The following is a 20937-nucleotide window of genomic DNA, read 5'->3' on the forward strand; positions in this document are numbered from 1 at the left end:
CTCATTCCGTTACGGATGGGACCCTCGTATTCCTGTTACACCCCCTGGCGCATCGTGGTGCAAGCTGTAACACTTAGCCTCATGTATGGCAACGACTTCTCCGCCCCGGACGCCACCCCGGACGAGGGGCCCGGCAGCGGCCTGCTGGGCGAGGTCGAGGCCGCCGAGGCCGAGCTGCGCGCGGCGGCAGCGCGTGGTCGACGCGGCGGCCCCACGCCCGACGACGACCTCGCCTCGTACTTCGCCGACGTCGTCGGCGCGGAGCAGAAGATCGAGCCCCGGGACTGGATGCCCGACGCGTACCGGCGGACGTTGATCCGGCAGATCGCCCAGCACGCCCACTCCGAGATCATCGGAATGCAGCCGGAGGGCAACTGGATCAGCCGCGCCCCGTCGCTCAAGCGCAAGGCCATCCTGCTGGCCAAGGTGCAGGACGAGGCGGGCCACGGCCTCTACCTCTACGCCGCCGCCGAGACCCTCGGCATCAGCCGCGACGAGTTGGTCCGGCTACTTCTCGACGGTAAGCAGAAATACAGTTCGATCTTCAACTACCCCACTCTGAGCTGGGCCGACGTGGGCGCGATCGGGTGGCTGGTGGACGGCGCGGCGATCGTCAACCAGGTGCCGCTGTGCCGCTGCTCGTACGGCCCGTACGCCCGCGCGATGATCCGGGTCTGCAAGGAGGAGTCCTTCCACCAGCGGCAGGGCTACGAGATCCTGCACACCCTGGCGCACGGCACCCCGGGGCAGCAGGCGATGGCCCAGGAAGCGGTGGACCGCTGGTGGTACCCGTCGCTGGCCATGTTCGGCCCGCCGGACGGCGACTCCACCCACTCCGCCCAGTCGATGGCCTGGAAGATCAAGCGCTTCTCCAACGACGACCTGCGGCAGCGTTTCGTCGACATGTGCGTCCAGCAGGCCGAGATCCTCGGGCTCCGCATCCCCGACGCGGACCTGCGCTGGAACGAGGAACGGCAGGCGTACGACTACACCCAGCCGGACTACGACGAGCTGATGCGGGTCATCTCCGGCGACGGGCCGTGCAACCGGGAACGGATCGCCCACCGCCGGGCCGCGCACGCCGACGGCGCATGGGTACGCGAGGCCGCCGCGGCGTACGCCGCGAAGCGGGCGGGACAGAAGGAGACGGTCGCAGCATGACGCAACACACCCCTCTCTGGGAGGTCTTCGTGCGGGCCCGACGCGGGCTGTCGCACACCCACGTCGGCAGCCTGCACGCCCCCGACGCCGAGCTGGCCCTGCGTAACGCCCGGGACCTCTACACCCGCCGCCAGGAGGGTGTCTCGATCTGGGTGGTGCCGGCCAGCGCGATCACCGCGTCCAGCCCGGACGAGAAGGACGCCTTCTTCGACCCGGCCGCCGACAAGGTCTACCGCCACCCCACCTTCTACGAGGTGCCGGACGGGGTGGCTCACCTGTGAGCGAGCGGAGCGAGCGAACCAGCCGGCTCAGCAGCGGGGCGCTTCGCGCCGCCGCCGAGCGCAGCGAGGCGACGGCGTGAGCGGCAAGCCGTTCGACTTCACAGTCGCGCTCGCCGACGACGCGTTGATCGCGGCGCAGCGGTTGGCCGAGTGGACCACCCGCGCGCCGGAGATGGAAGAGGACATCGCGCTGGCCAACATCGCCCTCGACCAGCTCGGCGCGGCCCGACTGCTGTTGTCGTACGCGGGTGAGTTGGAGGGCGCCGGCCGTGACGAGGACGCCCTGGCGTACCTGCGCGACGACCGTGAGTTCCGCAACGCGCTGCTGGTCGAGCTGCCCAACGGCGACTTCGCGGTGACGATGGCGAAACTGTTCTTCCTGGCGGCGTACCAGTTGCCGCTGTACACCGCGCTGGTCGACTGCGCGGACGAGCGGCTGGCCGCGATCGGCGCGAAGGCGCGCAAGGAGTCGGCGTACCACCTGGACCACGGCGCGCTGTGGGTGAAGCGGCTCGGCGACGGCACCGAGGAGTCGCACCGTCGGATGCAGGCGGCGGTCGACCAGGTGTGGCCGTACACCCATGAGCTGTTCGTCGCGGACCCGGCGGCGCCGGTCGACCCGGCCACACTGCGGCCGGCGTTCGACGAGACCGTCGGTGTGGTCCTGGCCGAGGCGACGCTCACCCGGCCGGAGAGTCGCTGGGCGCCGGGCGGTGGACGAACCGGTGTGCACACCGAGCACCTGGCCTACCTGCTCGCCGAGATGCAGGTGCTGCACCGCGCCCATCCCGGGGCGACGTGGTGAGCGCGAGGAGTGCAGCGCAGCGGAGCCCCGCAGCCGCGAACGAAGACGGCTCGGTGAGCGCGCCGTCGCGAAGCATCACCACGCAGGCCGGCACCGACGCGAGGACGGCAGCGGCGAGTGTGGTGGACCCGGAGATCCGGGTCATCACCATCGACGAGCTGGGCATCCTGCGGGCCGTCGAGGAGGATCCGGCCACTGGTCGGGTCACCGTCACCATCACCCCGACCTACACCGGCTGCCCGGCGATGGACGTCATCCGGGCTGACATCCGCCGTGCGCTCGCGGTCGCGGGTCACCCGGAGGCCGAGATCCGTACCGTCTTCAGCCCACCGTGGAGCACCGACTGGATCTCCGCTGAGGGGCGGGCGAAGCTCGCCGCCGCCGGGATCGCACCCCCGGCCCCGGTGACGCCGGCCGCCGGCGTCGTGGCGCTGACCCTCGCGGTCCGCTGCCCGCAGTGCGGGTCACCGGAGACCGAGCAGGTCAGCCGGTTCGGCTCCACCGCGTGCAAGGCGCTGTGGCGGTGCCGCTCCTGCTCCGAACCCTTCGACCACCTGAAGGCGCTGTGACTGTCACCATCACCCGCCCGGTCCGCCGGCGGCCGGTCTTTCACCCGTTGTCGGTCGCCGCTGTCGACCGGCTCACCGACGACTCGGTCGCGGTGACCTTCGCCGTACCCGAGGAATTGCGGGAGATCTTCGCGTTCCGCGCGGGCCAGCACCTCACCGTCCGTCGCGTGGCCGAGGACGGCACGGACGTGCGCCGGTCGTACTCGATCTGCTCGACCCCCGACGACCTGGCCCGGCGCGGCCGGTTGCGGATCGGGGTGCGGGAGGTTCCCGGCGGGGCGTTCTCGGCGTTCGCCTGCGGCGCGCTGCGCAGTGGCGACACTGTCGAGGTGCTGCCGCCGCTGGGCACGTTCACCACGGCGTTCGCGCCGGACCGGGTGCGGCACTACGGCGCGGTCGTCGCCGGCTCCGGCATCACGCCGGTGCTCGGGCTGGTCGCGACCGCCCTGGCCGTCGAGCCGGCCAGCACCTTCACACTGGTGTACGGCAACCGCACGGCGAACACCGTGATGTTCGCCGAGGAGCTGGCCGACCTGAAGGACCGCTATCCCACCCGGCTGCACCTGGTGCACGTGCTGTCCCGGGAGCAGGGCGAGTCTCCGCTGCTTTCCGGTCGGATCGACGCGGAGCGGTTGGGTCGGTTGCTCGGCAGCATCGTGCCGGGCGACCTGATCGAGGAGTGGTTCCTCTGCGGCCCGTACGGCATGGTGGTCGACGTCCGGGACGTGTTGACCGGTCGAGGGCTGCCCGAGTCGGCGGTGCATACCGAGCTGTTCCATGTCGACGCCCCGCCGGAGCCGGTCCGCCGTCCCGTCGACCAGGCCGGCGCCGGAGCCGAGGTGACAATCGTGCTGGACGGTCGGTCGTCCAGTTTCACGATGGGTCGCGAGGAGCGGGTGCTGGACGCCGCGCTCAAGGTGCGCGGGGAGCTGCCGTACGCCTGCAAGGGTGGCGTCTGCTCGACCTGCAAGGCGAAGGTCGTGGACGGCGCGGTCACGATGGCCCGCAACTACGCGCTGGAGCCGGACGAGCTGGCCGCCGGCTACGTGCTGACCTGCCAGTCCAGCCCGACCACCGACAAGCTCACTGTCGACTACGACGCATGACCGACGACCGGCAGTTCGTGGAACGGTTCGCGGAGGTGACCGGGGGCCGGCGACCGACCGGCCTCGTGGAGGGGTGGGAACAGGTCGTCGGGTTCTGCGAGGAGGGCTACGACGACAACCTCGACGAGTACTGGTTCGACCTCAGCATCCGGCACACCATCGACAGGATGCTGACCGATGAACGGTTGTCCGGCTTTCCGCAGATGGGGTGGGTCCGGGAGCGGGTCGCGGCGGCGGACGAGCGGTTCCGGGCGGTGCTCTCCGAGCAGCGAATACCGGCGCGACGTGAGATGCCGTGGTGGGAGGCGTACGTGCCGGCATGGGCGGGCCCGGTGCTCGCCGCCGAGCTGCGGGACACCTACGACATACGCATCGAGGTGCGCGAGAGCTGACCGGCTGCGGCTGTGGGACGTGCCGCACCTCGACGGGGCCAGGCGGTCGAGTCGGGTGAGGCGACGTAGGCTCGGACTGTGACGGTGAGCCGGGAGATCGACGACATCCTGCAGCGCGGTGCGGACGGCGGGCGGATCACGCCCGAGGAGGCGTTGCTGCTCTACACCGAGGCGCCCTTCCACGCGTTGGGCGAGGCGGCGGACGCGGTGCGCCGGCGGCGCTACCCGGACAACGTCGTCACCTACCTGATCGACCGCAACATCAACTACACGAACGTCTGCGTGACGGCGTGCAAGTTCTGCGCGTTCTACCGCGCGCCCAAGCACAAGGAAGGGTGGACCCACCCGACCGAGGAGATCCTGCGCCGGTGCGGCGAGGCGGTCGAGCTGGGCGCGACCCAGGTGATGCTCCAGGGCGGGCACCACCCGGACTACGGCGTGGAGTACTACGAGGAGCTGTTCTCCTCGGTCAAGCAGGCCTACCCGCAGTTGGTCATCCACTCGATCGGCCCGAGCGAGATCCTGCACATGGCGAAGGTGTCCGGGGTGAGCCTGGACGAGGCCATCGCCCGGATCAAGACCGCCGGCCTGGACTCGATCGCCGGCGCCGGTGCGGAGATGCTGCCCGAGCGGCCGCGGAAGGCCATCGCGCCGCTCAAGGAGTCGGGCGAGCGCTGGCTGGAGGTCATGGAGCTGGCCCACCGGCAGGGCATCGAGTCGACCGCCACCATGATGATGGGCACCGGCGAGACGCACGCCGAGCGGATCGAGCACCTGCGCATGATCCGGGACGTGCAGGACCGCACCCTCGGTTTCCGGTCCTTCATCCCGTGGACGTACCAGCCGGAGAACAACCACCTCAAGGGCCGCACCCAGGCGACCACGCTGGAATACCTGCGGCTGGTCGCGGTGGCCCGGCTCTTCTTCGAGACCGTTCCGCACCTGCAGGCGTCCTGGCTGACCACCGGCAAGGACGTCGGCCAGCTCGCGTTGCACATGGGCGTGGACGACCTCGGCTCGATCATGCTGGAGGAGAACGTCATCTCCTCCGCCGGTGCGCGGCACCGTTCCAACCTGCACGAGCTGATCGGCATGATCCGCTCGGCGGACCGGATCCCCGCGCAACGGGACACCCTCTACAACCGGCTCGCCGTGCACCAGACGCCCGCCGACGACCCGACCGACGAGCGGGTGGTCTCGCACTTCTCCTCGATCGCGCTGCCCGGCGGCGGCGCGGGCAAGTCCCTGCCGCTGGTCGAGGTCAACTGACGCCTCTCGACGCCCGGCCGTTCGGCTGACCACCGCTCATGCTCCCGCCGGAACGCCCCGGCGGTACGGGTGGTCCCCGTCGCCGCTTCGTCAGGCTGCCCGGCGTGGGGCTGGTGGAGATGATCGCCGACGGCTAGCGTCGCCGCTCGTATCCATTGCCACCGTCGGTTGCCGAGATCGGTGTGATCGTGCTGGTGGCGGATGGTCCGGCGGTCCTCGTCGTGAGTTCGTCCTCCATCGGCCCGTTGCGGGTCGTTCATATAACGCACGGCGGTACGGGCGGGATGGGTGACCATCCCGCCCGTACCGTCTGCGCAGGTCGGGCCGGACGGATGAAATCGGGTGCGCCCGCTGGCGTGGGAGATCGGCCTCCGATACCGTCCGCTCGTTCCGCAACTCCTTCTTCCCTACCCCCGGGGGACTGATGACAGCGTTCCACCGCTCGGCCCTGGCCCGCGCCGGTGTCGTGGCTCTGCTCGCGGCCGGTGGCCTGTCCACCGTGGCCGCCCCCGCGCAGGCCGCCGGCCAGGCCGACCTGGCCCTGGTGCCGCTCAGCTACGAGCTGGCCAAGGGCGTCACGCAGGCCAAGGCCAAGCCGTTCAAGTTCCGGGTCGACAACAGCCGGAGCACGGTTGCCGCCAAGGGCGTCAGCTACACCGCCAACGTCAGCCAGTTGAAGAAGAACAAGATCGGCTTCGTGGTGCCCGACGGTTGCCAGGTGAAGGGCAAGACGTTCACCTGCGCGCTCGGCGATCTGCCGGCCGGCACCAGCGAGGAATTCGGCATCCCGCTGTTCTCCACCGGTGGTCGTGGCGACGCCGGCACGCTGGTGGTCACCATCAAGTCGACCACCGTCGACCCCAAGCGCGGCGACAACAAGGTCGAGCACGCCATCACCGTCGCCAAGCCCGGCTACGACCTGACCAGTTGGGTGCAGGACGTCCAGGCCAACGTGGTGGTGAACGGCGTCAAGGGCGACGATCCCAACCTCCGTCCGGTACGGCGCGGCGAGACGGTGCCACTGGACTGGGCGGTCTACAACGACGGCAGTCAGAAGGCGACGGGCATCTTCTACGGCCTGACCCTGCCGGTGGGCGTCACCTTCGCGCAGAAGCCGGAGGGCTGCCTCGAGCAGGTGTTCCAGGGCAAGCAGCAGCTGTTCTGTGAGGACGCCGGTGCGGTCGTCGAGCCGGGGGAGTACTACACCTCCGACGTCCGGGTGACAGTCGGCGACGACGTGACCGAGCCGGTGCTGCACGAGGGTGACCTCTTCGCGTACGGGCTGGACGGTGCCGCTGGGCAGCCCGAGGAGGAGCCGGAGGTGGCGAGCCAGGCGCAGCGCAAGGCGTTCACCGAGGTCGACGTGATGGACAACCACACCACCTTCGAGGCGTTCGTGGACCTGACCGCCTCGCCGACGCCGACGCCGACCGCGACTCCCACGCCGACCGCCACTCCCACGCCCACGGCGACGCCGACCGGCACGTCCACTCCGTCCGGTACGTCCACCCCGGGCACCACCACCTCGCCGGCTGCCGGCGGCGGCGGTGGGTTGCCGGTGACCGGTGTGCAGGCCGGCCTGATCGGTGGCATCGGTGTGCTCATCCTGCTCGCGGGCGGCGCCCTGCTGGTGCTCTCCCGCCGGCGCAAGGTCGTCCTGGTCGCCCCCGGCGACGAGAAGTCGACCGACTGACGAATCCGCTTCCAGGCCGCATGGGTGAGAGCGGCGGCAGGCGGGCACGACGCGAGGGCGGGGTGGCGACCACCCCGCCCTTTCGCATGCCCGGCGCGGGCCACGCCACCCTCCGAGCGTCGGTCGATGGACGGCTGGCAGAGTGGTGGGGTGAGCCGTAATCCGCAGGGCCAGCGAGCCAGCCTGGACAAGCAGCCGCACGAGGTCGCCGCGATGTTCGACGGTGTGGCCGAGCGCTACGACCTGACCAACACGGTGATCTCCCTGGGTCAGGACCGCTCCTGGCGCCGGTCCACCCGGGCGGCGCTCGGGTTGCGTCCGGGCGAGCGCGTGCTGGACGTGGGCGCCGGCACCGGCGTCTCAACCCGTGAGCTGGCCCAGTCGGGGGCGTACGCGGTCGGGGTCGACCTGTCGCTGGGCATGCTGTACGCCGGCAAGCGGTCCCGCCCCGAGGTGCCGCTGCTGGCCGGAGACGCGCTGCGACTGCCGTTCGCCGATGCCAGCTTCGACGCGGTGACCATCTCCTTCGCGTTGCGCAACGTCAACGACACCGACGCGGCCCTGCGGGAGTTGGCGCGGGTGACCCGGCCGGGTGGGCGGCTGACGGTGTGCGAGTTCAGCACCCCGGTCAACCCCGTCTTCCGGACCGTCTACCTGTCGTACCTGATGCGGTCGCTGCCGGCGGTCGCCCGTGCGGTGTCGAGCAACCCCGAGGCGTACGTCTACCTCGCCGAGTCGGTCCGGGCCTGGCCGGACCAGGCCGCACTGGCCGGGCGGGTCGCCTCGGCCGGGTGGGGACGGGTGGCGTGGCGCAACCTGACCGGTGGCGTGGTGGCTCTGCACCGGGGCATCCGCGAGTAGCGGCTGGCACCGTACGGAACGGTACGGACATTATTCAGGTTCCGTGAATATCAGTCTATAGTCCACTTTGCCCCGTACGCTGGATCGTATGACCGGAGCAGACCCGGCGGACCCGGTGGCCGCCACCGACGACGACGCGGCGGAACTCATCGCGCAGTTACGTGCGTTGGCCGGCGCCGATCCGGTGGAGGTCCGGCAGGTGGTCGCCGAGGTGTTGGCGGCACTCGACCGGGCAGCGGGTGGAGCGCTCCGTGAGCATCTGCCGGAGACCATCCGGGTCGATGCGGGGCTGGACGCCCCCAGTCCGGCCTGACACCTGCCTGCTGTGGACGGTCGTGGACTGTCACATCGGCGAGTTAGGTACCCCTGATCCTGCGCTGGTATGACGCCGGTCATACACTCGTCCCGTCTGGCTTGTGAAGCATTTCACGAGCGTGCGGGAGGAGGCGCGAATGACCGCGGTGGAACACGATGCCGATGTCATCGTCGTGGGCGCCGGTCCCGGTGGGTCAGCGACTGCGTACCACCTGGCCCGGCACGGCGTACGGGTGCTGTTGCTGGAGAAGACCGAGTTCCCGCGCGAGAAGGTCTGCGGCGACGGGTTGACCCCGCGCGCCGTGCGCCAGCTCATCAGGATGGGTGTGGACACCTCGCCCGAGGCGGGCTGGCTGCACAACCGCGGTCTGCGTGTCATCGGTGGCGGCGTACGCCTCGAACTGGACTGGCCGGAGCTCGCCAGCTTCCCCAACTACGGCCTGGTGCGTACGAGGCTGGACTTCGACGACCTGCTCGCCCAGCGGGCGGTGGCTGCCGGCGCCAAACTGCGTACCAACGTCAACGTGCTGGGCCCGGTGCTCGACGGTGACGGCCGCGTCACCGGCGTCGAGGCGGAGGTCGGCCCGGGCAAGGAGCCCGCCACCTTCCACGCCCCGCTGGTCGTCGCGGCGGACGGGGTCTCCGGCCGCTTCCCGCTCGCGCTCGGGCTGGCCAAGCGGGAGGACCGGCCGATCGGCGTGGCCGTCCGCCGCTACTACCGCTCGCCGGCCAAGCACGAGGACAACTACCTCGAATCCTGGTTGGAGCTGCGCAGCAAGGACAGCGGCGACAACCTGCTGCCCGGCTACGGCTGGATCTTCGGCCTCGGTGACGGTCGGGTCAACGTCGGCCTCGGCGTGCTCAACTCGTCCTCCGCGTTCGGCAAGACCAACTACCGCCGGCTGCTCACCGACTGGCTCGCCAACACCCCCGAAGACTGGGGGATGACCGACGAGGCCAACGCCGACGGCCCGATCCTGGGTGCCGCGCTGCCGATGGGCTTCAACCGGGTCCCGCACTACACCCGTGGCGTGCTGCTGGTCGGTGACTCGGGCGGCATGGTCAACCCGTTCAACGGCGAGGGCATCGCGTACGCGATGGAGTCCGGCGAGCTGGCGGCGGAGGTCGTGGTCCAGGCTCTCGCGCGGCCGGCCGGTCCGGAGCGGGAACGGGCGCTGATGGCGTACCCGAACGAGCTGAAGGCACGGCTCGGCGGCTACTACCGGCTGGGCGGCATCTTCGTGAAACTGATCGGCCGCCCGGAGATCATGCGCATCGCCACCAAACACGGCATGCCGCACCCGACGCTGATGCGTTTCGTGCTCAAGCTGTTGGCCAACCTGACCGATCCCCGTGGTGGGGATGCGATGGACCGGGTCATCAACGCGATGACGAAGGCCGCGCCGGCTGTGTAAGTAGGACGGCATCGGTGCTGGTCACGGCCCCGACGCCGACAAAGATCGACCCCCGCCGACTGCCACTGCGAGGGACGTGAATAGTGTGATTTTCGTCAAGCACCGAGGGCAGGGAAGGACGAGCAGGAGAAAACGATGTCGCTCTCGCCTTACGCACCGATCATCGGGCTGTTCGCCCTCGCCGCGGCGTTCTCGCTGTTTTCCGTCGGCGCCGCCCGCTTCGCCGGTCCCCGTCGATACAACAAGGCCAAACTCGAGGCTTACGAGTGCGGCATCGAGCCCAGCCCGCAGCCGGTCGGCGGCGGCCGGTTCCCGATCAAGTTCTACCTGACGGCGATGCTCTTCATCGTCTTCGACATCGAGATCATCTTCCTCTACCCCTGGGCGGTCTCGTTCGACGCTCTGCCGATCTTCGGCTTCGTGGAGATGGTCCTGTTCATCGTCGCGGTCTTCGTTGCGTACGCCTACGTGTGGCGGCGCGGCGGCCTGGACTGGGACTGAGGAAGGAACGTCAGATGGGCATCGAGGAGAAGCTTCCCGCCGGCGTCCTGCTCACCTCGGTGGAGAAGCTGGTCAACTGGTCCCGGAAGTCGTCCGTGTGGGGCGCGACCTTCGGCCTGGCCTGCTGCGCCATCGAGATGATGGCCGCCGGTGGTCCGCACTACGACATGGGCCGCTGGGGCATGGAGGTCTTCCGGGCGTCGCCCCGGCAGGCCGACCTGATGATCGTCGCCGGCCGGGTGAGTCAGAAGATGGCCCCGGTGCTGCGCCAGATCTACGACCAGATGGCCGAGCCGCGCTGGGTGCTCTCCATGGGCGTCTGCGCGAGCAGTGGCGGCATGTTCAACAACTACGCGATCGTGCAGGGCGTCGACCACGTGGTGCCGGTCGACATGTACCTGCCCGGCTGCCCGCCGCGGCCGGAGATGCTCATCGACGCGATCCTCAAGCTCCGCGAGAAGATCATGTATGAGCCGCTGGGCCCGAACGGCCGCAAGATGCTGGCGGCCCGCCAGGAGCGCGGCGACGTCCCCGTCGTGCCCTACGGCTCCATGCCCTCCTCGTACCGCAACGACAAGGCCCGGCGTGCCGAGTGGACCAGGGCGGTCCGCGAGGGACGCGAGGAGCAGCTGCGGATCGAGAACTGGATGAACGCTCAGAACCACCTCCACCCGCAGGTAGGCCCGAAATGACGTCACCCACGGACAAGCCCAACGACGGCGGGGTGCCGGTACCGGTCACGCCGGTCGGCGCCAGCAGCACCGCCCCGGCCGAGTACCCGCCGGCCAGTCCGGCGGGGCGCGGCATGTTCGGCAACCAGGGCACCGGCGACGTGTCCGGCTACGGCGGCCTGGTCCGCCAGCGCCAGCCCATCGAGGAGGCGTCCCGGCCGTACGGGGGCTACTTCGACGAGGTCCGCGACGCGTTGGAGGAGGCGTACCCGGCCTTCGGCGACGCGATCGAGAAGGTCGTTGTCGACCGGGGTGAGCTGACCCTGCACGTACGCCCGGAGCGGATCGCCGAGGTCTGCCAGGTGATGCGGGACGACCTGGCCCTGCGGTTCGAGCTGTGCTCGTCGGTGTCCGGCGTGGACTACCTGGGCGCGGACGAGCGTCGGCTGCACGTGGTCTACCTGCTCACCTCGATGACGTACCGGCGGCGGGTCCGGCTGGAGGCCGCGGTCTCCGTCGAGGCGCCGCACCTGCCCAGCGTGACCGCCGTCTACCCGACCGCTGACTGGCAGGAGCGGGAGGCGTACGACATGTTCGGCATCGTCTTCGACGGCCACCCCAACCTGACCCGGATCCTCATGCCGGACGACTGGGAGGGTCACCCGCAGCGCAAGGACTACCCGCTCGGCGGCGTGCCCGTCGAGTACAAGGGTGCGGAGATCCAGCCGCCGAACGAGCGGAGGTCGTACCAGTGACGACGTCGAACTACGCCAGCGAGCACGAGACCGACGAGGGTCGGGTCTTCACCGTCACCGGTGGGGACTGGGACACGATCGTCTCGGGCACCGACCCGATCAACGACGAGCGGATCGTCGTCAACATGGGTCCGCAGCACCCGTCCACGCACGGGGTGCTGCGGCTGATCCTGGAGCTGGAGGGCGAGACGGTCCGCGAGGCCCGATCCGTCGTCGGCTACCTGCACACCGGCATCGAGAAGAACCTCGAATACCGCAACTGGGTTCAGGGCTCGACGTTCGTGACCCGGATGGACTACCTCGCCCCGATCTTCAACGAGACGGCGTACGCCCTCGCGGTCGAGAAGCTGCTGGGCATCACCGACGACATCACCGAGCGGGCCACCACCATCCGCGTGCTGATGATGGAGCTCAACCGGATCTCGTCGCACCTGGTCTGGCTGGCCACCACCGGCATGGAGCTGGGCGCGATCTCGATCATGCTGTACGGCTTCCGCGAGCGGGAGTACATCCTCGACATCTTCGAGACCATCACCGGTCTGCGCATGAACCACGCGTACGTCCGGCCGGGTGGGGTCGCGCAGGACGTGCCGGACGACGCGGTCCGCAAGATCCGCGAGTTCCTCAAGATGATGCCGAAGAAGCTCAAGGAGTACGAGGACCTGCTCTCCGGCCAGCCGATCTGGACCGAGCGGACGAAGAACGTCGCGGTGCTGGACGTGACCGGCTGTGTGGCGCTCGGCATCACCGGCCCGGTGCTGCGCTCCGCCGGCCTCGCCTGGGACCTGCGCAAGACCATGCCGTACTGCGGCTACGAGACGTACGAGTTCGACGTGCCGACCCACCCCGACGGCGACGTGTGGGGCCGCTACCAGGTCCGGCTCGCCGAGATCCGGGAGTCGATGAAGCTGGTCGAGCAGGCCCTGGACCGGCTCCGTCCGGGCCCGGTGATGGTCGCCGACCGCAAGATTGCCTGGCCGGCGCAGTTGGCCATCGGCGTGGACGGCATGGGCAACTCCCTGGAGCACGTCGCGAAGATCATGGGTCAGTCGATGGAGTCGCTGATCCACCACTTCAAGCTGGTGACCGAGGGCTTCCGGGTTCCGCCCGGCCAGGTGTACGTCGCCATCGAGGCACCCCGCGGCGAGCTGGGCGTGCACGCGGTGTCCGACGGTGGCACCCGGCCGTACCGGGTGCACTACCGGGAGCCCAGCTTCGTCAACCTCCAGGCCCTCCCGGCGATGGCCGAGGGCGGCCTGATCGCCGACGTGATCGCCGGCGGCGCCTCGTTGGACCCGGTGATGGGTGGGTGTGACCGATGACGACGACTTTCACTGACGAGACCCGGGAGCGGGCGCGCGAGATCATCGCCCGTTACCCGGCGGACCGGTCCCGCTCGGCGCTGCTGCCCCTGCTGCACCTGGTGCAGGCCGAAGAGGGGTACGTCTCGCCGGCCGGGGTCGCCTTCTGCGCCGAGGTGTTGGGGCTGAACAAGGCCCAGGTCGGCGCGGTGGCCACCTTCTACACGATGTACAAGCGCAAGCCGACCGGTGACTTCCTGGTCAGCGTCTGCACCAACACCATGTGCAACGTGCTCGGTGGCCAGGAGGTCTACGACACCCTCTCCGAGCACCTGGGCGTGGGGCACGACGAGACGACCGCCGACGGCACGATCACGCTGGAGCACGCCGAGTGCCTGGCGGCGTGCGACTACGGCCCGGTGATGACCGTCAACTACGACTTCTTCGACGGCGTGGACGCGTCCACAGCGGTCGGTGTCGTGGACGAGCTGCGGGCGGGCGGGCGGCCGATGCCGACCCGCGGCGCCCGGCTCTGCACCCTCAAGGAAATGGCTGTGCAGCTCGCCGGCTTCGCCGACGAGCGTGACGGCGCGGTCGCCGACGGCGGACCGGGCGAGCCCACCCTGCGCGGGTTGCGGCTGGCGCAGCAGCACGGCGTCTCGGTGCCGGGCTTCGACCCGAACACCCCGATCCGCAGCAAGGCGGAGGCGGACAAGGCCGCCGCCGAGGCGAAGGCGAAGGCGGAGGCCGCCAAGCCGGCGCCCGTCGAGGCCACCACGGCCCCGGTCAAGGGTGGCGACGGCGCGTCCGCCCCGACGGGAGCGGCCGGGGTCGCCGAGCCGGTGAAGCCCGAGGCCGCCACCGGCAGCACCGCACCGGACGTGAAGGCACCGGACGACAAGTCGCCGCAGGTGCGTACCGCCGAGACCCGGCAGCCGGACGCGAGCACGGCAGCGCCGGACGCCCCTGGCACGAAGGTCCCGACGGACGGCACCGGCACCGCGCCGGCGGCTGGTGACGCGCGGTCGGCCGAGGCCGCCGGCGTGGCCGCCAACGCGCCGGCCGGCGACGGTAAGCCCGCCGGCGACGAGGCCGGGGCGCAGGAGCGCAACCTCACCGAAGCGAAGGCTGGCACTGACGCCGACGGCGCCGGACCGGCGGACGCGAGCGAAACGGGGGCCCAGAAGTGACCACTCCCCGCCCGGAGACGCTGGCCAAGCTGACGCCGGTGCTGACCAAGCGCTGGCTGTCGCCGGACGCCTGGCGCATCGGCACGTACGAGCAGCTCGACGGTTACGCCGCACTACGCAAGGCACTCAAGGCACACCCGGACGACCTGATCCAGCTGATCAAGGACTCGGGGTTGCGGGGCCGGGGTGGCGCGGGCTTCCCGACCGGTCTCAAGTGGGGCTTCATCCCGCAGGGCGACGGAAAGCCGCACTACCTGGTGGTCAACGCCGATGAGGGCGAGCCGGGCACCTGCAAGGACCTGCCGCTCATGACCCACGACCCGCACGCGCTGGTCGAGGGCGTGATCATCGCGTCGTACGCGATCCGGGCCAGCCGCGCCTACATCTACATCCGGGGCGAGGCGGTGCACGCCGCGCGTCGGCTGCGCAACGCGGTCCAGGAGGCGTACGACAAGGGCTACCTCGGCCGCAACATTCTGCGCAGCGGCTACGACCTGGAGCTGGTGGTGCACTCCGGCGCCGGGGCGTACATCTGCGGCGAGGAGACGGCGCTGCTGGACTCCCTGGAGGGGTTCCGGGGTCAGCCCCGGCTGCGCCCGCCGTTCCCGGCGACCCACGGCCTGTACGCGAGCCCGACGGTGGTGAACAACGTCGGCACCATCGCCAGCGTGCCGCCGATCGTGCTCGGCGGTGCCGACTGGTGGAAGAGCATGGGCACCGAGAAGTCCTCCGGGCCGATGATCTACTCGCTGTCCGGCCGGGTGGCCAACCCGGGCCAGTACGAGTGCTCGATGGGTGTCACCCTGCGCGAGCTGCTGGAGTTGGCGGGCGGCATGCGGCCCGGCCACAACCTGCGGTTCTGGACCCCGGGCGGCTCGTCCACGCCGCTGCTCGCCGCCGAGCACCTGGACGTGCCCCTGGACTTCGAGGGGGTGGCGGCGGCCGGCTCGATCCTCGGCACCACCGCCACGCAGATCTTCTCCGACCAGGACTGCCCGGTCTACGCGACGTACCGGTGGCTGGAGTTCTACCACCACGAGTCGTGCGGCAAGTGCACCCCGTGCCGCGAGGGCAACTACTGGATGGTCCGGGTCTACCGGCGGATCCTCGCCGGTCAGGGCACCCACGAGGACCTGGAAACCCTTCTGGACACCTGCGACAACATCCTCGGCCGTTCGTTCTGCGGCCTGGGTGACGGCGCGACCAGTTCGGTGACCTCGTCGCTGCAGTACTTCAAGCAGGACTACCTCGACTACATCGAGGGACGGACCGCGCCGAAGCTCTCCGACAAGCAGCTGGTTGGAGCTCACTGATGACGGACGTAGCCAAGCAGACCGACATGGTCACCCTCACCATCGACGGCGTCGAGGTCACCGCCCCCAAGGGGACGCTGCTGATCCGGGTCGCCGAGCAGATGGGTACCGAGATCCCCCGGTTCTGCGACCACCCGCTGCTGGCCCCGGCCGGCGCGTGCCGGCAGTGCCTGGTCGAGGTGGAGGGCCAGCGCAAGCCGGTGGCCTCCTGCACCCAGGCCGTCGCCGACGGCATGGTCGTGCGTACCCAGATCACCTCGCCGGTGGCCAAGAAGGCGCAGGAGGGGGTGATGGAGCTGCTGCTGCTCAACCACCCGCTGGACTGCCCGATGTGTGACAAGGGCGGTGAGTGCCCGCTCCAGAACCAGGCCATGTCCACCGGCCGCACCGACTCGCGCTTCCACGAGCACAAGCGGGAGTACGAGAAGCCGATGGCGATCAGCAGCCAGGTGCTGCTGGACCGCGAGCGTTGCGTGCTCTGCCAGCGGTGCACCCGGTTCTCCGAGGAGATCGCCGGCGACAAGTTCATCGACCTGATGGGCCGGTCGTCCGCCGAGGAGATCAACATCTACCGGGACGACGCGTACGGCGAGGAAGGCGACGCCGGTGACGTCCCGTTCAACTCCTACTTCTCCGGCAACACCGTGCAGATCTGCCCGGTGGGTGCGCTGACCGGTGCCCAGTACCGCTTCCGGGCCCGCCCGTTCGACCTGGTGTCCAGCCCGAGCGTCTGCGAGCACTGCTCGGCCGGCTGCGGGCAGCGCACCGACTGGCGGCGCGGCAAGGTGCTGCGCCGGCTGGCCGGCGACGAGCCGGAGGTCAACGAGGAGTGGAACTGCGACAAGGGCCGCTGGGGCTTCCAGTACACCCGCGCCACCGACCGGTTGACCACCCCGCTGGTCCGTGACGAGCGCACCGGTGAGCTGCGGGAGGCGTCCTGGAGTGAGGCGCTCACCGTGGCCGCCGAAGGGCTGCACACCGCTCGGGAGAGCGGACAGGGCACGGCGGTGCTCACCGGCGGCCGGCTGACCGTCGAGGACGCCTACGCGTACGCGAAGTTCGCCCGGGTCGCGCTGAACACCAACGACATCGACTTCCGGGCCCGACCGGTCTCCCGCGAGGAGGCCGACTTCCTGGCCAGCTCGGTCGCCGGCGTCACCGACGTGACCTACACCGACGTGGAGAACGCGCCGGCGGTGGTGCTGGTCGGCCTGGAGCCGGAGGAGGAGTGCCCCATCCTCTTCCTGCGACTGCGCAAGGCGTACCTGAAGAAGACCCTGACGGTGTACGCGTTGGCGCCGTTCGCGACCCGCGGCTTGGAGAAGCTCGGTGCCAAGCTGGCCCGGGTGGTGCCGGGCGAGGAGGCCAGCGTGCTCGCCGAGCACGCCACTGTCGCCGAGGCGCTGAGCGCGCCGGGCGCGATCCTGATCGTGGGTGAGCGGCTGGCCAGTGTGCCGGGTGGGCTCTCCGCGGCTGCGGACGTGGCCCGGCGTACCGGAGCGAAGCTGGTGTGGGTGCCGCGGCGCGCGGGTGACCGCGGCGCTGTCGACGCGGGCTGCCTGCCCAACCTGCTCCCCGGTGGACGCCTGGTGACCGAGCCGGCCGCGCGGGCCGAGCTGGGTGAGGCGTGGGACATCCCGGCCGGCGTGATCCCGAGCCAGGCTGGTCGGGACACCGACGGCATCCTCAACGCTGCCGCCAACGGGCAGCTCGGCGCCCTGGTCGTCGGTGGTGTCGACCCGGCTGACCTGGCCGACCCCCGGCTGGCCGACGCCGCCCTGGACGCGGTGCCGTTCCTGGTCAGTCTGGAGCTGCGTGCCAGCGCGGTCACCCGACGGGCGAACGTGGTGCTGCCGGTCGCCCCGGTGGTCGAGAAGTCCGGCAGCTTCCTCGACTGGGAGGGCCGGCTGCGTCCGTTCGAGGCGGTGCTGAACACCGCCGCGATGACCGACGGCCGGGTGCTCGACGCCCTGGCCGCGCTGCTCGACGTGCGGCTGGGCACGGCCGACGTGCCGAGCATCCGCCGTGAGCTGGGCTCGCTGCCGGCGACCCGGACGTCCCGGCCGGCCGCCCCGTCGGTGGCGCCGGGCCGAGTGCCGCACCCGGGCGCCGGGGAGGCCGTGCTGGCGACCTGGCACCAGCTGGTCGACCTGGGCACCCTGACCGACGGCGACGAGCACCTCGCCGGCACCGCCCGCCCGCCGGTCGTCCGGCTGGGCAAGGGCACCGCCGAGGCGCTCGGTGTGGTCGACGGCGACGCGGTCACTGTCGGCACCGACCGGGGCGCGCTGACCCTGCCGGCCGAGCTCACCGAGATGCCGGACGGCGTGGTCTGGTTGCCGACCAACTCACCCGGTTCGACAGTGCGGCGCAGCCTCGGGGCGACGTCCGGCGCGGTCGTCCGGATCTCCGTCCCCGCACCGAGCGCGGCCGTTCCGGCCGGGCGTCTGGCGGCCGACGAGACCGGTCTCCCGGGTCCGCTCCTCAACGCTGGGGGTAACCAGTGAGCGCGAGGAGTGAACGAGCGCAGCGAGTGAGCCCCGCAGTCGCGAACGAAAGGTGGGCACAGTGAGAGTCCTCCTCGCCCAGGACCCGACGCTGGCCGACTTCGGCCGGGATCCGTGGTGGCTGGTCCTCGGCAAGATCGTCTTTGCGTTCGCATTCGGTCTGCTGGCGACCCTGCTCGGTGTCTGGTTCGAGCGGCGCGTCGTGGGCTACATGCAGGTGCGGCCCGGCCCCAACCAGGTCGGCCCGTTCGGCCTGCTCCAGACGCTCGCCGACGGTCTGAAGATGGCCTTCAAGGAGGACATCCTCCCGAAGGCGGCCGACAAGGTCGTCTACTTCTTCGCTCCGACGATCTCGGTGATCTGCGCGGTCACCGCCCTGTCGGTGATCCCGTTCGGCCCGATGGTGAGCATCTTCGGTCACCAGACGCCGTTGCAGGTCACCGATGTGCCGGTGGCGGTGCTGCTGCTGCTCGCCTGCTCGTCGATGGGCGTCTACGGCATCGTGCTGGGCGGTTGGGCCTCCGGCTCGACGTACCCGCTCCTCGGTGGTCTGCGGTCGAGCGCCCAGATGATCTCCTACGAGGTCGCCATGGGGCTCTCCATCGTGGCGGTCTTCATGACCGCCGGCACGATGAGCACCAGCGGGATCGTCGCCGCCCAGGGCGACGCCACCCGGCTGACCATCTTCGGCACCGAGATCCCCGCACCGGGCTGGTACGCGATCCTGCTACTGCCCAGCTTCATCATCTTCTTCATCGCCACGGTCGGCGAGACCAACCGGGCGCCGTTCGACCTCCCTGAGGCCGAGTCCGAGCTGGTCGCCGGCTTCATGACGGAATACAGCTCGCTGAAGTTCGCGCTCTTCATGCTCAGCGAGTACGTCGCGATGGTGACCATGTCCGCGGTCACCACCACGCTGTTCCTCGGCGGTTGGCGGGCACCCTGGCCGATCACCCTCTGGGAGGGCGCCAACTCCGGTTGGTGGCCGATGCTCTGGTTCTTCGGCAAGGTGATCGCGCTGGTCTTCGTGTTCGTGTGGCTGCGCGGCACGCTGCCCCGGCTGCGCTACGACCAGTTCATGCGCCTCGGGTGGAAGGTGCTGCTGCCGATCAACCTGGTCTGGATCCTGGTCCTGTCGGGCCTGCGCTCCATCGAGGACTGGGACACGCGCGGCAAGGTCATCGCCGTCAGCATCCCGGCCGGCATCCTGCTGATCGCCACGCTCTTCTGGCCCAGCCGCAAGCCGCAGCCGAAACCGACGACCCAGGAACAGGTCGACAACCGGCCGTACGGCAGCTTCCCGCTGCCGCCGATGGATCTACAGGTACCACCGAGCCCGCGTATCACGCGCGTGGTCGCCGAGCGGGAGCCGGCCAACATCGTCGCCGGCTCGGACTCCAGGGAGGTGTGACGTGGGCTCGATCACCGGAACGTTCAAGGGATTCGGTGTCACCTTCTCGCACATGTTCAGGAAGGTCGTCACCACCGACTACCCGTTCAAGCCGCCGGTGTCGGCGCCGCGCTACCACGGGCGGCACATCCTCAACCGGCACCCGGACGGCCTGGAGAAGTGCATCGGCTGCGAGCTGTGCGCCTGGGCCTGCCCGGCGGACGCCATCTACGTCGAGGGTGGCGACAACACCGACGAGCAGCGCTTCTCGCCGGGTGAGCGGTACGCCAGCATCTACCAGATCAACTACGCCCGGTGCATCTTCTGCGGGCTGTGCATCGAGGCCTGCCCGACCCGGTCGCTGACGATGAGCAACGAGTACGAGCTGGCCCGGGACAACCGGCAGGACCTCATCTTCACCAAGGAGCAGTTGCTCGCTCCGCTGCTCGAGGGCATGGAGCAGCCGCCGCACCCGATGCGGCTTGGTGACAGCGAGAAGGACTACTACGTCGGCGCGCTGGACAACCCGGGCACGTCCGCCGGTGCCGAGACGTCCCCGATGGGCCCCGGCCGCTACCAGGTCGAGGAACACCCCGGCGTGACGTTCCCGGGTGCCGAGCAGGCCGCCCAGCGCGTGGCGGCCGGCAAGGGAGAGAAGGCATGACCACGTCTACGGTGCTCGCCGCGGCGGGCTCGGTCTCCGGCGGCGAGGCGGTCACCTTCTGGATCCTCGCCCCGCTCGCGCTGGTCGGCGGGATCGGGATGGTGGCCGCGCGCAACGCCGTGCACTCGGCGCTGTGGCTGGTGCTGACCATGCTCTGTCTGGGCGTGTTCTACGTGCTCCAGGCCGGCCCGTTCATCGGCATGGTGCAGATCATCGTCTACACCGGCGCGATCATGATGCTGTTCCTGTTCGTCCTGATGCTCGTCGGTCGGGACTCCACGGACTCGCTGATCGAGACGCTACGCGGTCAGCGGGTCGCCGCGATCGTGCTCGGTGTGGGCTTCGCCGGCCTGGTCGGCACCGGCGTCTACCAGGCGCTGGACAGGACCACCGCGGTCGGCTTGGACCAGGCCAACGCCGAGGGCAACGTGCAGGGCATCGCCCGGCTGCTGTTCACCAAGTACGTCTTCGCGTTCGAGCTGACCTCGGCGCTGCTGATCACCGCGGCGGTCGGCGCGATGGTGCTGGCCCACGTGGAGCGGCGTAAGCAGGACAAGGTCGACCAGGTGTCGACCATGCGGGCGCGCTTCGCCCCGGGCAACTACCCCGGTCCGAAGCCCGGTCCCGGTGTCTTCGCGACCTCCTCCTCGGTGGCCACCCCGGCCCGGCTGCCCGACGGCCGCCTGACCGACCGGAGCACCCCGGCGATCCTTCCGCAGCGCGAGCTGACCGCCGAGGAGACCTCGCTGAAGGGGACGGACCGGTGAGCGCGAGGAGT

General features: G+C 70.2%; 21 protein-coding genes. All 21 read left to right on the forward strand.

The features are described from left to right. Positions 1 to 81: 81 nt before the first annotated feature. The 21 genes from paaA (at position 82) to FHU34_RS29540 (ending at position 20926) form a co-directional block, all read left to right on the forward strand. Positions 82 to 1161: a 1,2-phenylacetyl-CoA epoxidase subunit PaaA gene (gene paaA, locus FHU34_RS29440; RefSeq protein ID WP_145785910.1), complete on the forward strand. Its 1080-nt coding sequence runs from the start codon at positions 82 to 84 to the stop codon at positions 1159 to 1161. Beyond that, complete coding sequence (paaB, locus tag FHU34_RS29445; RefSeq protein WP_145785911.1) at positions 1158 to 1442, forward strand: 1,2-phenylacetyl-CoA epoxidase subunit PaaB; 285 nt, start codon at positions 1158 to 1160, stop codon at positions 1440 to 1442. The genes paaA and paaB overlap by 4 nt, the downstream gene beginning before the upstream one ends. Before the next feature lie 76 nt (positions 1443 to 1518). After that, positions 1519 to 2247, forward strand: coding sequence for a 1,2-phenylacetyl-CoA epoxidase subunit PaaC (gene paaC / locus FHU34_RS29450; protein WP_145785912.1), 729 nt, complete (start codon positions 1519 to 1521; stop codon positions 2245 to 2247). Positions 2248 to 2321: 74 nt separating this feature from the next. Further along, positions 2322 to 2816 carry a 1,2-phenylacetyl-CoA epoxidase subunit PaaD gene (gene paaD / locus FHU34_RS29455; RefSeq protein ID WP_145786460.1) on the forward strand — a complete coding sequence of 165 codons (495 nt, stop codon included), beginning with the start codon at positions 2322 to 2324 and terminating at the stop codon, positions 2814 to 2816. Continuing rightward, the gene (gene paaE, locus FHU34_RS29460) at positions 2813 to 3922 is read left to right on the forward strand and encodes a 1,2-phenylacetyl-CoA epoxidase subunit PaaE (protein ID WP_145785913.1); all 1110 of its coding nucleotides are present in this window, start codon (positions 2813 to 2815) and stop codon (positions 3920 to 3922) included. The genes paaD and paaE overlap by 4 nt, the downstream gene beginning before the upstream one ends. Further along, positions 3919 to 4314, forward strand: coding sequence for a hypothetical protein (locus tag FHU34_RS29465; RefSeq protein ID WP_145785914.1), 396 nt, complete (start codon positions 3919 to 3921; stop codon positions 4312 to 4314). The genes paaE and FHU34_RS29465 overlap by 4 nt, the downstream gene beginning before the upstream one ends. A gap of 78 nt (positions 4315 to 4392) precedes the next feature. After that, positions 4393 to 5583 carry a cyclic dehypoxanthinyl futalosine synthase gene (mqnC, locus tag FHU34_RS29470; RefSeq protein ID WP_145785915.1) on the forward strand — a complete coding sequence of 397 codons (1191 nt, stop codon included), beginning with the start codon at positions 4393 to 4395 and terminating at the stop codon, positions 5581 to 5583. Positions 5584 to 6007: 424 nt separating this feature from the next. Then, positions 6008 to 7276, forward strand: a complete 1269-nt coding sequence (locus FHU34_RS29475; RefSeq protein ID WP_145785916.1) for a cell wall anchor protein — start codon at positions 6008 to 6010, stop codon at positions 7274 to 7276. Positions 7277 to 7402: 126 nt separating this feature from the next. After that, positions 7403 to 8137, forward strand: coding sequence for a demethylmenaquinone methyltransferase (locus FHU34_RS29480; protein WP_145785917.1), 735 nt, complete (start codon positions 7403 to 7405; stop codon positions 8135 to 8137). 88 nt (positions 8138 to 8225) lie between these two features. Further along, positions 8226 to 8450: a hypothetical protein gene (locus FHU34_RS29485; RefSeq protein ID WP_130406437.1), complete on the forward strand. Its 225-nt coding sequence runs from the start codon at positions 8226 to 8228 to the stop codon at positions 8448 to 8450. A gap of 139 nt (positions 8451 to 8589) precedes the next feature. Then, on the forward strand, positions 8590 to 9867 hold the full coding sequence (locus tag FHU34_RS29490; protein WP_088986766.1) for a geranylgeranyl reductase family protein: 1278 nt from the start codon (positions 8590 to 8592) through the stop codon (positions 9865 to 9867). Positions 9868 to 10002: 135 nt separating this feature from the next. Beyond that, positions 10003 to 10368 (forward strand): NADH-quinone oxidoreductase subunit A, encoded by a 366-nt coding sequence (locus FHU34_RS29495; protein ID WP_007454588.1) that lies wholly within the window; start codon positions 10003 to 10005, stop codon positions 10366 to 10368. A gap of 14 nt (positions 10369 to 10382) precedes the next feature. Next, positions 10383 to 11060 carry a NuoB/complex I 20 kDa subunit family protein gene (locus tag FHU34_RS29500; protein ID WP_145785918.1) on the forward strand — a complete coding sequence of 226 codons (678 nt, stop codon included), beginning with the start codon at positions 10383 to 10385 and terminating at the stop codon, positions 11058 to 11060. Continuing rightward, positions 11057 to 11794, forward strand: a complete 738-nt coding sequence (locus FHU34_RS29505; protein ID WP_145785919.1) for an NADH-quinone oxidoreductase subunit C — start codon at positions 11057 to 11059, stop codon at positions 11792 to 11794. Before FHU34_RS29500 ends, FHU34_RS29505 begins: the two co-directional genes overlap by 4 nt. Beyond that, positions 11791 to 13116, forward strand: a complete 1326-nt coding sequence (locus tag FHU34_RS29510; protein ID WP_145785920.1) for an NADH-quinone oxidoreductase subunit D — start codon at positions 11791 to 11793, stop codon at positions 13114 to 13116. The genes FHU34_RS29505 and FHU34_RS29510 overlap by 4 nt, the downstream gene beginning before the upstream one ends. Continuing rightward, a complete protein-coding gene (nuoE, locus tag FHU34_RS29515; RefSeq protein ID WP_145785921.1) occupies positions 13113 to 14285 on the forward strand; it encodes an NADH-quinone oxidoreductase subunit NuoE in 1173 nt (390 codons plus the stop codon). The genes FHU34_RS29510 and nuoE overlap by 4 nt, the downstream gene beginning before the upstream one ends. Next, on the forward strand, positions 14282 to 15598 hold the full coding sequence (gene nuoF, locus FHU34_RS29520) for an NADH-quinone oxidoreductase subunit NuoF (protein WP_145785922.1): 1317 nt from the start codon (positions 14282 to 14284) through the stop codon (positions 15596 to 15598). The genes nuoE and nuoF overlap by 4 nt, the downstream gene beginning before the upstream one ends. Beyond that, positions 15598 to 18105 carry an NADH-quinone oxidoreductase subunit G gene (locus FHU34_RS29525; RefSeq protein WP_145785923.1) on the forward strand — a complete coding sequence of 836 codons (2508 nt, stop codon included), beginning with the start codon at positions 15598 to 15600 and terminating at the stop codon, positions 18103 to 18105. The genes nuoF and FHU34_RS29525 overlap by 1 nt, the downstream gene beginning before the upstream one ends. Before the next feature lie 61 nt (positions 18106 to 18166). Beyond that, a complete protein-coding gene (gene nuoH, locus FHU34_RS29530) occupies positions 18167 to 19516 on the forward strand; it encodes an NADH-quinone oxidoreductase subunit NuoH (RefSeq protein WP_425280591.1) in 1350 nt (449 codons plus the stop codon). A 1-nt stretch (position 19517) separates the two neighbouring features. Next, positions 19518 to 20159, forward strand: a complete 642-nt coding sequence (gene nuoI / locus FHU34_RS29535; RefSeq protein ID WP_088986758.1) for an NADH-quinone oxidoreductase subunit NuoI — start codon at positions 19518 to 19520, stop codon at positions 20157 to 20159. After that, positions 20156 to 20926, forward strand: a complete 771-nt coding sequence (locus tag FHU34_RS29540) for an NADH-quinone oxidoreductase subunit J (protein WP_145785925.1) — start codon at positions 20156 to 20158, stop codon at positions 20924 to 20926. Before nuoI ends, FHU34_RS29540 begins: the two co-directional genes overlap by 4 nt. Positions 20927 to 20937: the final 11 nt, after the last annotated feature.

It is taken from the genome of Micromonospora taraxaci, assembly GCF_007830095.1.
Lineage (GTDB): Bacteria > Actinomycetota > Actinomycetes > Mycobacteriales > Micromonosporaceae > Micromonospora > Micromonospora taraxaci.

Coding starts and splice junctions, on each gene's coding strand:
- FHU34_RS29540 (WP_145785925.1), top strand. CDS start 20,156: ATGACCACGTCTACGGTGCTCGCCGCGGCGGGCTCGGTCTCCGGCGGC.
- FHU34_RS29465 (WP_145785914.1), top strand. CDS start 3,919: ATGACCGACGACCGGCAGTTCGTGGAACGGTTCGCGGAGGTGACCGGG.
- nuoE (WP_145785921.1), top strand. CDS start 13,113: ATGACGACGACTTTCACTGACGAGACCCGGGAGCGGGCGCGCGAGATC.
- FHU34_RS29475 (WP_145785916.1), top strand. CDS start 6,008: ATGACAGCGTTCCACCGCTCGGCCCTGGCCCGCGCCGGTGTCGTGGCT.
- paaA (WP_145785910.1), top strand. CDS start 82: ATGTATGGCAACGACTTCTCCGCCCCGGACGCCACCCCGGACGAGGGG.
- FHU34_RS29490 (WP_088986766.1), top strand. CDS start 8,590: ATGACCGCGGTGGAACACGATGCCGATGTCATCGTCGTGGGCGCCGGT.
- paaB (WP_145785911.1), top strand. CDS start 1,158: ATGACGCAACACACCCCTCTCTGGGAGGTCTTCGTGCGGGCCCGACGC.
- FHU34_RS29505 (WP_145785919.1), top strand. CDS start 11,057: ATGACGTCACCCACGGACAAGCCCAACGACGGCGGGGTGCCGGTACCG.
- FHU34_RS29480 (WP_145785917.1), top strand. CDS start 7,403: ATGGACGGCTGGCAGAGTGGTGGGGTGAGCCGTAATCCGCAGGGCCAG.
- FHU34_RS29525 (WP_145785923.1), top strand. CDS start 15,598: ATGACGGACGTAGCCAAGCAGACCGACATGGTCACCCTCACCATCGAC.
- FHU34_RS29485 (WP_130406437.1), top strand. CDS start 8,226: ATGACCGGAGCAGACCCGGCGGACCCGGTGGCCGCCACCGACGACGAC.
- FHU34_RS29495 (WP_007454588.1), top strand. CDS start 10,003: ATGTCGCTCTCGCCTTACGCACCGATCATCGGGCTGTTCGCCCTCGCC.
- FHU34_RS29500 (WP_145785918.1), top strand. CDS start 10,383: ATGGGCATCGAGGAGAAGCTTCCCGCCGGCGTCCTGCTCACCTCGGTG.